This is a genomic window from Vibrio sp. CCB-PB317 (assembly GCF_022808245.1).
Lineage (GTDB): Bacteria > Pseudomonadota > Gammaproteobacteria > Enterobacterales > Vibrionaceae > Vibrio > Vibrio diabolicus.
In genome coordinates this window covers 721582-735784 of record NZ_JALGNU010000002.1, presented here as the reverse complement: position 1 = coordinate 735784, position 14203 = coordinate 721582, and the positions used below count along the sequence as shown (strand labels likewise).

General features: G+C 39.1%; 13 protein-coding genes and 1 tRNA gene. 6 read left to right on the top strand and 8 right to left on the bottom strand.

Annotation, left to right across the window (positions count from 1 at the left end):
- Nucleotides 1-31 precede the first annotated feature (31 nt).
- Complete coding sequence (locus tag MTR11_RS12460) at nucleotides 32-385, bottom strand: DUF3024 domain-containing protein (RefSeq protein ID WP_104970115.1); 354 nt, start codon at nucleotides 383-385, stop codon at nucleotides 32-34.
- Between the two features lie 266 nt (nucleotides 386-651).
- On the opposite strand from MTR11_RS12460, the gene MTR11_RS12455 reads away from it, so the two are divergent.
- Complete coding sequence (locus tag MTR11_RS12455; protein ID WP_005391035.1) at nucleotides 652-1476, top strand: phosphate ABC transporter substrate-binding protein; 825 nt, start codon at nucleotides 652-654, stop codon at nucleotides 1474-1476.
- 59 nt (nucleotides 1477-1535) lie between these two features.
- On the opposite strand, the gene MTR11_RS12450 is transcribed toward MTR11_RS12455, so the two are convergent.
- Nucleotides 1536-2216, bottom strand: a complete 681-nt coding sequence (locus MTR11_RS12450; protein ID WP_005391037.1) for a MaoC family dehydratase — start codon at nucleotides 2214-2216, stop codon at nucleotides 1536-1538.
- A gap of 329 nt (nucleotides 2217-2545) precedes the next feature.
- Here MTR11_RS12450 and MTR11_RS12445 point away from each other — a divergent pair.
- From MTR11_RS12445 to MTR11_RS12430, 4 genes are all read left to right on the top strand, one after another.
- Nucleotides 2546-2636 (top strand) — tRNA-Ser (locus MTR11_RS12445).
- A gap of 89 nt (nucleotides 2637-2725) precedes the next feature.
- Nucleotides 2726-3295 (top strand): DUF6538 domain-containing protein, encoded by a 570-nt coding sequence (locus MTR11_RS12440; RefSeq protein ID WP_134645821.1) that lies wholly within the window; start codon nucleotides 2726-2728, stop codon nucleotides 3293-3295.
- A 56-nt stretch (nucleotides 3296-3351) separates the two neighbouring features.
- Entirely contained in the window at nucleotides 3352-3966 is a 615-nt protein-coding gene (locus MTR11_RS12435) for a recombinase family protein (RefSeq protein WP_012842477.1), read from the top strand.
- Nucleotides 3967-4057: 91 nt separating this feature from the next.
- Nucleotides 4058-4312, top strand: coding sequence for a helix-turn-helix domain-containing protein (locus tag MTR11_RS12430; protein ID WP_134645823.1), 255 nt, complete (start codon nucleotides 4058-4060; stop codon nucleotides 4310-4312).
- Nucleotides 4313-4558: 246 nt separating this feature from the next.
- Here the strand turns inward: MTR11_RS12430 and MTR11_RS12425 are convergent, their stop codons facing one another.
- The 5 genes from MTR11_RS12425 to MTR11_RS12405 form a co-directional block, all read right to left on the bottom strand.
- Complete coding sequence (locus MTR11_RS12425; protein WP_243327726.1) at nucleotides 4559-5152, bottom strand: hypothetical protein; 594 nt, start codon at nucleotides 5150-5152, stop codon at nucleotides 4559-4561.
- Nucleotides 5153-5448: 296 nt separating this feature from the next.
- A complete protein-coding gene (locus tag MTR11_RS12420; RefSeq protein WP_243327725.1) occupies nucleotides 5449-7359 on the bottom strand; it encodes a nuclease-related domain-containing DEAD/DEAH box helicase in 1911 nt (636 codons plus the stop codon).
- 151 nt (nucleotides 7360-7510) lie between these two features.
- Nucleotides 7511-8149 carry a hypothetical protein gene (locus MTR11_RS12415; protein WP_006742004.1) on the bottom strand — a complete coding sequence of 213 codons (639 nt, stop codon included), beginning with the start codon at nucleotides 8147-8149 and terminating at the stop codon, nucleotides 7511-7513.
- A gap of 14 nt (nucleotides 8150-8163) precedes the next feature.
- Nucleotides 8164-8688: a hypothetical protein gene (locus MTR11_RS12410; protein WP_006742005.1), complete on the bottom strand. Its 525-nt coding sequence runs from the start codon at nucleotides 8686-8688 to the stop codon at nucleotides 8164-8166.
- 544 nt (nucleotides 8689-9232) lie between these two features.
- Nucleotides 9233-10783 (bottom strand): PAS domain-containing methyl-accepting chemotaxis protein, encoded by a 1551-nt coding sequence (locus MTR11_RS12405; protein ID WP_005391040.1) that lies wholly within the window; start codon nucleotides 10781-10783, stop codon nucleotides 9233-9235.
- Nucleotides 10784-11067: 284 nt separating this feature from the next.
- Here MTR11_RS12405 and modF point away from each other — a divergent pair, with 284 nt between their 5' ends.
- Nucleotides 11068-12522 (top strand): molybdate ABC transporter ATP-binding protein ModF, encoded by a 1455-nt coding sequence (gene modF, locus MTR11_RS12400; protein WP_243327723.1) that lies wholly within the window; start codon nucleotides 11068-11070, stop codon nucleotides 12520-12522.
- Here the strand turns inward: modF and MTR11_RS12395 are convergent.
- A complete protein-coding gene (locus MTR11_RS12395; protein ID WP_047009316.1) occupies nucleotides 12510-13982 on the bottom strand; it encodes an EAL domain-containing protein in 1473 nt (490 codons plus the stop codon). The two genes, modF and MTR11_RS12395, sit on opposite strands and share 13 nt — an antisense overlap.
- Nucleotides 13983-14203: the final 221 nt, after the last annotated feature.

Here is a 14203-nt window from a genome sequence, read left to right as displayed (position 1 = left end):
ACATTGGCAGCTGTTAGAATTGGAGCGTTCCCTATTCCCAAAAACACGCTTGAGGATCGCTTTCCAATTCGGTGAGTAGGTCTTCAAGCGTTTGGCTGTATGGAAGTGGCTTATAAGGTATCCACCTTAATAATTCGTTCCGGTACGTTGGGACGTAGAAATACCAAAGCTGATTGCCCTCATCAAACACGATCTTCGCGACGGGAGACGTATATTCGCTGTGCTGTGAATCAAGAAGGAAATGCGCTCTATGAAGTTCGACACCATTCTCTACTGGCTCATATAAGCACTTACCCTGCTCGACAGGCAGGTTAGCATTACGCGCAGAGCAGAGCGATTGAACTGATTTGTATAAACGACTTGTCGCCATTTGGGACACTGACATCAACGTTCTCCCGATGGATGATAGTTAGAGCTGTCGATCCTAGTATATAACCTTTACACCACCACCGATGGTGATTATCTGCCTACCTCAAACAAAGGGTGGCTATATTCTCATTTACTCAGATTATCATCTCACTCTGCTTGGAAACGCTACCTACATCACCTCTTGGTTAGAAAGAATTCCCTTGTTTAGACCTGACAGTTCACAAAAGTGTAACCTGAACGCAATATCATAAACGCTGCTTTATACCGTATATGGAGTTTAATATGTTACGTTTTACTGTGGCGACGTTATTGGCCATAGCAGTCTCCCTCCCCGCCATTGCAAAAGAAATTAATATCTCTGGGTCAACCTCGGTTGCTCGCGTAATGGATGTACTTGCAGAGGAATACAACAAAACACACCCGGACGATTACATTGCAGTTCAAGGTATTGGTTCTAGTGCGGGTATTACAATGGTTAATAAAGGTGTAGCCGAGATTGGGATGAGCTCTCGCTATCTGACAGAAAGCGAAAAAGGTGAAGATCTCAACGTATATCCTATCGCTTATGATGGCCTAGCTGTTGTTGTAAACCGTACAAACTCTGTAAAAAATCTTTCTCAACAACAACTGTTTGATATCTACAAAGGTAAAATCAAGAATTGGAAAGAGGTTGGTGGTGCAGATCAACCTATCGCTGTTGTCACTAGAGAGGCGTCTTCAGGCTCACGCTACAGTTTTGAAAGTCTGCTAGGACTAACCAAAATCGTAAATGATCGCCTCGTCTCAGATATCAGCCCGAACAACTTGGTTGTAAATAGCAACAGCATGGTAAAAACCATCGTGAACCATAATACTCGTGCAATTGGGTTTATTTCTGTGGGATCAGTAGATCGCTCAATAAAAGCGATTCAATTAGATGGTATTGACCCAACTTCGGCAAACATTAGCAATCACAAGTATAAATTGGCGCGGCCATTCCTAGTACTCTACAAAGTCAATAAGATTAGCGAACCAGGTAAAGGATTCGTCACCTTCCTTCGTTCAGAACAAGGACAAAAAGCGATTGCTGATTACGGTTACACTCCAGTAAAAAGCTTTAATCAATAAAACCAAAAAGAGAGCATATTAATGCTCTCTTTTTATATGTTTTCTATCTGGCTCTGGAATTAGAAATGCAGTTGAATAACAGAAACGACAACAGCACCAGGTCGACGAATACCTTCGATTTCCACTTTAATTTCACGCTCGATCTCCAAACCTTTTTTGATCGGCGTTACTTTTGTTAACGTGCTGACAGCACGAACATTGTTTCCTGCTTTAACAGGGTAAGGGAAACGAACTTGGTTTAAGCCTAAGTTAACGACCATTTTGGCTGTTGGGAACATTGGCTTATCAGGGTCCACTGAGTCAGTCAATTTAGGCAACAATGCTAATGTTAAAAAGCCATGAGCGATGGTTGTCTTAAATGGAGATTCAACTGACGCACGTTCTGGATCTGTGTGAATCCACTGCATGTCTTCCGTTACCGCACCAAATTGATTGATACGTTCTTGAGATACATGCACCCAGTCACCAGTGTGAATCACTTCACCAATTTTTTCACTTAACTCGTCATACAGCTTTTGAGCCTCAGGTGCCATTACGATTGGTGCAGGTTGAGGTGCAACCTCTTCGTTAACAGCTGGCTGTTGGTGATCACGAACTTTCGAGAAAAGAAAGCTATTCTGAGCTTTTCCCAAAAAGTCACTCCAATAATCGCGTAACGTTGGAGACATCCAATTCATAAACTCGGATTGATGAGCAGAAATCGCATCAACTTTGTCTTTAAATAGATTTGTGACCTTCATAAACACCCTTAAAAAATTTAAGCACAACTGGCTATACCAGTTAATTTTGAATTAGTTCACAAAGTCTTGCAAATACTTTCGGGCGAACACATGTACCCTAAAAGCAAGTTATTTCTTAAATATCATAAAGATAACAATAAAACACCATTTTATTGACTTGCGCCAATATAAAGTAAAAACTCTATAAATTGCTACTATTTGTCTCTTTTTTACCCCATTTTCAAACTGTTTAACATCACATCAGCGACTATAAAACGAGCAAACAGTACTTCTATTATAATTCAGCACTTTACAAGTCGGACTATGCTCCCTATTATACGTTCCGCAACGGAGAGATGGCTGAGTGGTTGAAAGCACCGGTCTTGAAAACCGGCATACGTTAATAGCGTATCTAGGGTTCAAATCCCTATCTCTCCGCCACTTATTCTTAGAAAAAAGCCTTTGATTATCAAAGGCTTTTTTCCTATCTGAAGCATAGAAAAGTCACCTAACACAGATAGGTGATACATATGTATTTGATAAAACTGGCTTCTGGCGTGTACTACACACGTATTGCCACCCCTGCTTTTCTACAAAACTCCCATGACTATCCGAAGGAAGTTCGCTTCTCTTTGCTTACTAAAACGCGTCGTGAAGCGATTAAACGCAATACTCGGTTAGCTAGTGCTATCTGCTCTCTCTTTGACAGAGCATTCAATCAGTACATGCCATACAAAACGTTCAAAGCCATTCTCCTGGTGTTGATAAAGCGTGTACGCGAGGAGTTTAAGACGAGTTCGAAGATGGAGCCTCATCATGCGCCAGTTACCGTCGAAACTCCGCCACCAACTCCTGTGGAAGCCTTACCTGAACAACAATCTAAGGACTCGAAGTTCTTCGCAACGGAATTAGATGATTTTATTCGCTCTAAAAGCCTTGAAAACATTACTCATCTATCTTCTGTTCAGCTTAAGCAACGTTGTACAGACTTCATCTTCTTTGTGAAGAAGCGGAAACTTCCAGTAACGCCTAAAACAGCCATACCCAAAAGAGACAGGTCACTCCTCACAAATCTTCATTTAAAAAACAGTTTAAAATAGACACTATTTTGTAGACAGTTTAACGCAGACAAAATGCCATTCTAGGGACATAGAAAATGATAAGAGCTTATTTAAGAGCCTCAACTGATGAGCAAGACTCTTCTCGTGCTAAGCAGGAATTACGAGAATTCGTTAAATCCAATAATCTACAGATTGCATCTTTCTATCAGGAGAATATATCAGGTACAGCAGCCGAGCGTCCTGAGCTAGATCGGCTCATTGAAGACTCTGAAGATGGCGATGTCCTATTGATTGAAAAAATGGATAGATTGACGCGCTTGCCGTTCCAAATCTGGGAAACCCTCAAAGCGCGAATCAAAGCTAAAGGGATATCAATCGTAGTTGTAGATCAACCTATGACCCACCAGTCTTTATCTGATGCAGATGTGTCAGTCTCGGCAATTCAGCAGGCGTTAACAAACTTCATGTTGGATCTGGGCGCAGCGATGGCTCGTGATGATTACGAAACGCGCCAGAAACGTGCTCAGCAAGGTATCGCAAAAGCAAAGGTAGAAGGACGCTACAAAGGACGACCTGTGAACGCAGAGACAGCACAAAAGTGCCGAACTGTTAATTTGCTAGTTTCTGACGGTGAAACCGTCAGTGCTGCATGTAAAGCACAGGGGGTAGGTAGAGCAACTTATTACAAGTACCTATCCGCCCGAGGCTGACGGCTCAAATATACTCTTTAGCGTATAAATAGAAAATATACGCCATAGAGTATATGAGGATTTGAATTACTGGGTAAAAGGAAGATAGAAGATGTACGTGAGTGATCCATTAGCGTTGGCAAACTGGATGCGAGAAGCAAGGCAAAACAGTGGATTGACACAAAAGCAGGCTTCAGAGTTAAGCGGGCTACGGCAAGCAAGGATATCTAAAATCGAAAATGAACCAGCATCTTGCACCATCGAAACCTTGTTATGCCTGGCTAGAGTCTATCAATTAGAGCTTCACCTGTTGCCGATGCTGGCTAAGGGAGAGAACTACAAGCACGAAATTTCTAAGTTGAAATAGTGAATAAGTGGTACCAATATCAGTAAAAATTTGCTATTTAACCTGGTGACAATAGCTAAGAGTAAGTAATCTATAACAATCTTACTAATAAATTACTTAATGCAGTTCAAAGTTAGGAGCCGTAAGTAAAGTTATATAAGTTTGGAAACATCACCTCGCTACCAAGTTTTTTGGATAAATCACCATAACCATAATACCGAATTAGCTTTATATAACTTACAAAAAGTATCTCAAGCACAAACTTATCTAACAGTTTATTCTCAATGTCAAGAAACTCTTTAAATTTCCGCTCATCAATTCTATATGCCCATTTTTATTACGACAAAACTCGTATGCAGAAATACTAATTACATTAGACATTTTTATAATATCACTTCCTAGTACATCTTCGTCGTGTTCATTATTCATGAAAAAACGAACCTCATTATAGAATTCATCACGAGACATAGGCACTTTACCATTATTATGGTAATTAAATCTAATAAATTCATGAAGCCTAACTTCTAATTCTAACTTCGAGAAGAGATATAATTCATGAGAAGAAGGATTATTCGACAATAATAATCTCTCAAGATTAGTTTTATTTTCATATATAACTTCAGCCAAATCGCCCCTTGAATATTGGACTAAGTGCATATGTTCGTGAGAAATTGTTCTTTCTTCACGCCTGCTGCCTTTATTATTTATAAAAATTAGATTTCCCTTGATAGGAGATACATGACCAAGCACATTTTCTTCAACGAAAATACCCTTTGTCAACTGTTTAATGATTGCAGTGAACAATTTGATAACTGAGAAAATAAAGTGAGCAAATAAAATCGGAATTGCTAACAGCATCATAAGTGATGCGAAGGTTAAGAATATTAACCAAACAAATTTATTATTGTTACGAATATAGTTTGATTTTATTATTGCTTCACTTATTGAATCTCGAACTGAACTAATTGAAAGATCCAACTCCTTTATTGGTTTAAGGTATTCCTATGGCAGTATAGCAAATGTCAAACTTAAAATCAGCGAAATCAATTTTTCCCATTCCAGGGAAAGGAAATATAATAAAATCTTTCTTAAATTGATTTATACTTTTTCTTTTCATGTTTATAATCAAAATTAATAGTAATTAGTAACATTGGTCATCACGGTTTTATATTGCTACTGAAAAATCCTTTATATTTACTATCATAGCAATCAAAAATAACCAAATTTTTCCTTGCTCTAGTTATACCTGTATATACCATTTCTTCGTGATCATCATTTAACAAAATGCAAAACACTGTATCAGACTCCAACCCCTTGAAACTATGGGTAGTAGACATTTTTATAACGCCAGAGTTCTGCATGAAAAAGCATTTCTTCCTTCTTCTGATTTTTTCTATTCTATTGACACGTTCCTTTCCTGTAATATGTTCAATCTGCCTTAAATCATCTGCATCCTCAAACATAATTTTAGTTTTTTCAATACTTCGTATTTTCTTTTCGATGGCAATAAGAGGTTCAACCTTAGAACATATTATTGCTATATCATTTGGATTTATACTCTTCTCTTTTACATAAGAGTTGATCAAGTCAATAACCTTCTCTGTATTAATAATCGAACCATAAGATTCATATGCTAGTAAGTCAAAGTTCATACTTCCTTGGATATAATTCGATTCAAATACATCACTATCACTATATTTACTTACCAGAAACTCTTCCTGGAAGCCTTTGAAAAGCTGAATCAAAGGCGTATCAATTTCTGATCGATAAGATTTACTCAACTTAAACCAACGTCCGAAGCCTTGTACTAACGCTGACTCTCTTTTATTATCATCACGCTCATAAATATTTTGAGATTGATCACCAAATAAAATCATTTCACCATTAGGTTCAAGGAAGCAATCTCGAATAATCTTTATCCAATCTGGTTCATAATCTTGAACCTCATCAATAAATATTGTCTTATATTTTTCATTTATAGGTAAAGACTCAAATAAGTTTCGATCCTTATACAGTTTTTCAAGCTTCTCTTTATCTGTGCCTTGGTATTTTTCTAACAACGGAGCTACATCTAAACCATACTCATTTAGTTTATTATTGATAAAACCATGATAATGCATGATTTCAAACTGATTACCTGCTCCTTTGCATTGAATCTGCGAAATCTTATCGCGAATGTAATGCCTTAAAGTAATGTTGTATGTGAGAATTAAAACTTCACTACCATGCCGTTCAAAGGCACTTATCGCTCGTTTTGCGAGAATTGAAGTTTTTCCACAACCAGCCACCCCTTTTACCTTACGTTTTTCAGATACGCTATTAATTAGAGATTCTTGCTTTCTATCAAATACTATAGGTAAACCTTGATCTAAAATGTGAGTAGGAGGAGATAACCTACGGATGAAGTCAAGATATATGTCATTCGTAAAAAGATTATTCTTCCTCATTCTCTTTATTTTAGATACAAGATCATTAATATTATCTTTACCATAAGAGATGTAAGCGTCACGAGAAATTTGTTTTATCTTATTACTCAAATACTTTTGTTTTTTATCATACTCGAAATGAACTATCTCTCGATTCTTTATAGAAGCATTTAGTAAATTCAACTCCATTCTTACTTCATTTTCTGGAGTTAGGTATAGCTCTCTAATTTCTAACTTGCTTGCGCAGTTAAAATATACATACGTACTAATTACATTATAAAAGTTTCTATTTACTAGCTCCTTTAAGCCTAAAATAGGGAGGTGCAATTCAAACATATTCTGTTTGTATCTGAAAACTTGTGTTTGAGGTGAGCGAATGACGCTATCTTTGATTAACCACTTGTTGTCCTTTGTTACTACATAGTTATTAATTGACCAATCTTTAACCTCTATAATAATAGCCCCATAGTCTCTTTTTACGATAACTATGTCAGGTCTGTCTCCATCAAGAAATGGGTTAAAAAACACCTCATATGATTCATCAAGACTTTCATCTATTTTTTTCAGGAGATACAGTTCACCTTCAGTTGGTTTAACAGTTAGTCTTTCAATATTGCTCCAGGAAGGATAGATCTTAGCCATACAGATTTCCGCATTAATGCTTGGTTAGATGGGACATGCATTAGATTAGTGCTATTGAAATAGAATATAAAATTCTAATCTAAAAAATTGGTTCTATTTAAATTGTAGAGCCTCATTTTTTGATGAGGCTCTACTCGTTAACTTTTATTAACTATTTGACACCGTGATTTTCAATACCTTTTCCAACACTTCGGATTAGGTCATTTGTAGCATCAATTTTTTCGTCAGTTTTATCACTATGAGTTTCAATTGCCTTCGTCTCAGCAATTACACGCTTTTTTTGTTGCTCAATGATGAATAACTCTAACTCTTTAGCTTTTAAGTCTTGCTCTAGAGCTTTCGCAGCTTGTTCCTTTTGCTTCTCATCCTGTTCTTGCTTTAACTGTTCTTGAAATTTTAATTTCGCAGCGTATTCACGAGTCTGAGCAACCTCAGTAAAAGTCTGTCCGTTGTCTAGATAAATGTTACCACTATTAAGCACCTGACCATTTAAAAATAGAGTCATTTCACTACCAAAGCAGATATCTGCTTGTGCTACACCACCACTAACGTGTTTATAGCTGTAAACTAAGCAGTCTTTACCAATACTTTGCTCATCGATGAGGAAAACAAATACTTGATCTCCAAATGGCACAGTAATAGAGCGCTTTGAGCCAGCGACTAGTGCACGCTCAGTGAGACCGTCTGCCCACTCCAAAGTCGCATTAGAACGCATCTTTTCTGGCTGTCCAACATTTGCACAGCCAGAAATAACAAGTAATGCAGTCGCTAATATGATTTTCTTAAACATTAATTCAATCAGCCTTACTTAGTTACTACGTATTGCAGACTGTAACTTGTCGCTTGCTCAATCACGATATTGTAACCACCAATTGGGAAGGACTTCGTCGTCATAGGTACTTTAAACTCAACTGTATTTGGTGGTAATTGAGTAGATTGAGCATCTTGCTTACGGTATGTAGTCGCTGATACGTTCCCCCAAGCATCAGCACTCATGTAAGTACGATCCGAGCCATAGCGAGACATCGTTGTCTCATTGCTTTCAACGACAACATCTGTGAATCGAAAAACCACTTCATTATTGTCAGACATACCCATGAATCTTAAATCAGAGTAACCTGTATTAACTTTGCCGCCATAGATATCAGCACCTCCGAAAGCGTTAGGGAGATCTTTAGTCTTCTGTAAGCGGAACACGCTACCACCGATAGAGGTCTGTAGACTTACGTTCTGGTTTACGCTGATATTTTCATAATGCTGAATATTCGCACATCCCGTTAGAGAAAGAGAAAGGATTAGACCAAGTGTCGCTAGTAATTTAGCTTTCATATGCACCAAATAGTTTAGTTGTAAAAAATTCAGTGCATTCTATGGATTAAATGAACGCTAATTTTGATATAAATCAATAATACACTTTTGATTGATAGGAGTTATTTGTCGTAAAGATAAAGTTTGATGGTTTTTTGCGTCAACCTTAAATAACTAGTTAGTTCTATGATAATGAGACACTTTCGATGGCCAAAAGGCAGTTGCTATGTCACAAACATTTCAATCAGGCTTGTAAATGATATCTGGTAGCGTATCATCTAATATGACACATTACTGTAACTTAGACTTTTCTAATTTTGATGGAAAAACCTCCATTTAGTCAAAGACTTTGATTTTTATAGGTTTCAGTGTAGATAGTTTTCAAATCCCTATCTCTCCGCCACTTATTTAGAAAGCTCGCATTTATTGCGAGCTTTCGTCGTTTTAGTGTTTGTAAAATGACGGAGGTTCGAACCCCTAGTCGTATACGGCCCCAGAATTTCACCACATTCCCATAAAGAGCCCGCTAAAACTTAGCGGGCTCTTTATTTCTATTTTCTAGTGTTTAAGCAAACTTCTTAATCATTTCAGATAGGTCATTGGTACAACTTTGCACTTTAGAGTTCATCTGATTCGTTTCTGTCATCAGATCATACGATTCACTGTACTTTAAGTTAAGCGACTGGATGTTTTCGTTAATCTCATCCGTTACGTAAACCTGTTCTTCTATCGCTACCGCAATTTGTTGATTTCGCTCGACTACATCCTGAACGAGAGATTGCAGCTGTTGGATGCTCTCTAAAGCCGTGCCTAATAATGTTACCGTTCCGGTCGACATTTCATTGCCTTTCTCTAGCGCAGAAACCGCTGATTTACTGCCCTTTTGAATCCCTTCAATGGCCGCTTTAATTTCTGTTGTCGATTCCTGTGTTCTTTTAGCAAGGGTTCTCACTTCATCCGCAACGACTGCAAACCCTCTCCCTTGTTCGCCTGCCCTCGCCGCTTCAATTGCTGCATTCAACGCTAATAGGTTGGTTTGTTCAGCAATATCATTGATCACTTCAACAACGGTTCCTATTTGCTCGGTTTGTTGGTTCAAACGCATGACCACTTTAGAGATTTCGCCGAGCTCATCCACCAGCTCTAGTACCGAGTGGTTAACATTATCGATAACGCTACGGCTATCTGTCATCGTGTTCTGCGCTTCTAGCGTAGCATCAGCAGTCGCTTGAGCATTATTTGATATCTCAGATGATGAGGCTTGCATCTCGTTGACCGCTGTGGCGACCGAGTCGATCTCTACTTTCTGTGCACTCAAGTTTTCCGTTACTTGCTGGCTATTAGTCGCAGCACTGTTGGCACTTGCACGCGTTTCTTCGCAAGAGTCTTTTACAGACACCCCGACTCGCCCTAATAGCGCATCTGCAAATTGCTTACGCATCTTCATACCCAGCTCAATTTCAGCCAGATCGTTAATTTTTCCGCAATAAATATACTCCATTAGTGGATTGTTGAAGTCTTGCCTAGCCTGTCTAGCAAGCTTTTCAACTGGCCTTGTTAATACATAAATTGAGAAAACGGAAAGTAATGCAGCAATGCCAAAGGCCACCGCTGGTGATTGGTTCATTTGTAGAGTTAGCAAGCCAAGAAGGTTTGAAATGAAAAGAAAGAAGGCTGATCTCATCCACAAACGCGTACGAGGAAGATACATTTGCAATGGTTTACCGTTATTCCGAAGCTTTGAATACGCTTTTTCCGCTCGTTGAACGTGTATACGCTCAGGTTTAAATCGAACCGATTGGTATTCAACAACTTCACCATTGGATTTGATAGGAGAAGCAAACGCATCAACCCAATAATACCCTCCGTTTTTACGTCGGTTTTTCACCATTCCCATCCAGTGTTTTCCGGCTTTTAGGTGCGTCCATAAATCTTTAAAAGCCTGTTTCGGCATGTCGGGGTGGCGTACAACATTGTGAGGCTTACCGATAAGTTCACCATCACCAAACCCCGCGACTTCATTAAAGTTTTCACTGGCATATTTGATATAGCTGGACGTATCGGTGATAGAAACTAGGCTGTAACTCGAAGGGTAATCATATTCCGTTTCACTCATAAACATGTGTCCTTACATTGATTAATTAAATAAACGGCAAGTATGAGTGTAGCAGCATAACATTTATGCGCATAATGATAAGCTCATTGTAAAATTCAATGAAATTACTGATAGGTCAATTTATTACCTGCAAGCGTAGTGGCGGTTTCACTCTCAAATAGCACTACCCTTGAGTGCTCACAAGATGCTGCGTTGATTAAAATTAATACACAAAAGCGCTTCCTTACTGAGTTCGTAAATTGTTATAAATAAACGATTACAACGAAAACAAGGAAGACAAACATATGACTATTCGTTTTAGTCAGCTTGCCGCTCAAGGGAACACGGCTCACCTATTTATTGACGATTGGAAAATAGACACTCAGCAATCTTGGGGAATATTCAGCGCGGATGGGGATATTGGTTCTCTACTTGGAGACCTTATTTGTGGTGAACTTTCACCAATAAGCGGGAAACTTGAGCTTGATGGGCTGTCCGTTGCTCAAGTGTCGCTATCAGAGCAACAGCGATTACTGGAAAGAGAATTAGAAAAGGACGATACAGACTTTCTTGATCGTATCGATCAAGGCAGTACCGTTTACTCACTCATTCAGGAGCGCAGCCAAGACGCTAATTTAATAGATCAGCTGATTACCGATCTCGACCTAACTCACCTTAAACACAGTGGCTTTCGTGTTCTCTCTACAGGGGAAACAAGACGAGTGATGTTAGCTCGCGCTTTAGCAACACAGCCTGATTTGTTACTGCTAGATAACCCATTTACTGGTTTAGATATTGCCCATCGAGCAGCTCTCGCTCACTATTTACACTCGCTTTCTCAAACCGTACAGCTACTGGTCACCTTCTCTCGCGAGTCTGATATGCCTGAGTGGATTGATCGCGTTGCGCTTTTCAGTGCAGGAAAGCTGGACAGTACAATGGATAAATCCAGTTGGGATAATCATCCAATCATTGGACAGCTTAAATCTCAGTCCGAGCAACAGAGTGAAGAAATGATGAACTTGATACGTCAGCATCAGCACTCGACACACTTCGACAACCCAATATTTGAACTAACAAATGGGTCTGTTGAATACACTGATAAGAAGATCTTTACTGACTTAAACTGGCGAATAGACAAAGGTCAGCATTGGCAGGTCAAAGGCCCAAATGGCTGTGGGAAGAGCACCTTGCTTGGGTTAATCTTTGGTGATCATCCTCAGTGCTACAGCAATGACATTGATATCTTTGGTAAAAAGCGAGGGTCTGGCGAGACAATCTGGGAAATTAAGCAGCACATAGGCATGGTATCTTCAGCGTTACACCTTCAATACCGCGTTAACTGCAGTGCGCTAGACGTGATTTTGTCCGGTTTTTACGACTCCATAGGGTTGTATAACCAACCCACTCGTAAAGAAGTGGACATCGCAAACGAATGGCTCGACATCCTACATATGAGCCAATACCGAAAAACCTCATTCAAGCAATTAGAGTACGGTCAGCAGCGCCTGTTGTTGATTGCAAGAGCCATCGTTAAACAGCCTACATTACTGATTTTGGACGAGCCATATCAAGGGTTGGATTTTCTTGGCAGGCGTTTAGTTAAGAATACACTTGAGCTCATCGCCCGAGAGAATTTAAGCCAGCTATTGTATGTATCTCATTACCAAGAAGACCGCTTGGATAGCATCAAGAATGAGCTAGAGTTTGTTTTTGATGACAATGACCAATGTTACCGGGCTAACGTTTACCAATCATAATGACTTCGCTGAGCAAGTTGATCATAAGGTAAAGGCTTGGAGTAAAAATATCCTTGATGATATCGCACTCCCATCTTTTTCAAATGGTCGGCTTGCGCCGTTGTTTCTACACCTTCAGCGATGAGTTGTACTTTCAGCTCTTCCGCAAAGTGAACAATAGCTTTTAAAACAGAAGCACTAAGGCTAGGTATACCAATAGTTTCGACAAAACATTTATCGATTTTTAGGTAATCAATACGCATGTGCTGCAGAAACGCCAGCGAGGTTTGACCGGTACCAAAATCGTCGATTAACACATCAATGCCATGTACTCGCAGCGCTGCGATACACTTTCTGGCTTCAGCATCAATGAGTTGACGTTCTGTTATCTCTATGCCTAATGAGACGTTATTTCGACTTAACTTCCTGTCAATGAGTTGAATCTTTCTAATCGCGTTTGGCCCAACTAAGTAACCGGGCGGCACATTAATACCAAGGTGAACAGACTGATTAAAGTCTAATTTACTAAAGTCTTCTGCCGCTTTATCGAGAACGTAATCCGTGAGCAAAAAGACCAATCCACTTTGCTCCGCCGCTGGCACAAACTCATCAGGAGAAATGAACCCTTTATTCTGATGTTCCCATCGCACTAGGGCTTCAAAACCAAATAGTTGACCAGTATCGACGTTAATCTGGGGCTGGTAATACAGAGTCAACTCGCCTTTCTTTATGGCTTTCTTTAAATCCAGAACCAAGCTTCGATGAGGATCGATAAATTTATTTAACGCATATAAGCAAAGATAGATAACAAAAATGATTGGAATTGAATACAAAAAATAGGAAAGTGTTCTCTGTTTGACGAACAGATCGCTAGCTTCACTCAAAGCTTCATACTCAAACATTTGCGACGATTTGATGCCAATAGGATTACTTCCCGTTCTCAACGCTTCTTCAGGTGCAACTTGGTCATGGATAAATAAGGCAGAGCGTTTTAAACGTAAATCGTTATTAAATCCTATCTTCGCATTAAAGTAGTCATGATCAATAATCGTCACCGCTTGATAACCTCGCTCTCCTTCGGTCACGACGAGCAAAAATTGGTCATATACGCTATCCACGTTTCCCAGTGCTAACGCTTGTCCCTCAGGAAATGTAATGTGCTCGGCTAACGGCTTAGAAATTACGCCCAGTTTAGAGGAACACGTAATGATCCCATCTTTTACAATCAGCATTTCTTCGATATCTCGTTCAAACATCAAGTTTTGCTGAAGCTCTTCACATCGTCTAGGATGCAACAAAGCCGTGCGGTTTTCGGTCTCTATTTGGAATAAAATTTCGTCTGCGATTTGAACGTTTTTTTCTAATAGATGATTGAGGTTGTTTTGCACGCTTTCACGAGCTAAATACAAGACCTCGCCAACAATCAAAGGAATGGGCAACAAAAAAATGATGGCTTTTTTAAAAAGCGCCTTATTCAGCATATAAAAGTAACCTTTTATAAAACCGATTTACTGAGATGGTATCTGGATTCTGATACCCACTAGCAACTCTCGTTTATAATATTATTTATTTAGATTAACTCAGTATGCGAAACACTTGGTAATACCGCAAACTAAACAATGCCTTAATCCCTCCTGTTCCAATTTAGCATCAAACGACTCAAACCTGAGACGTCAATACGACATCATTTTTGAACCTATCG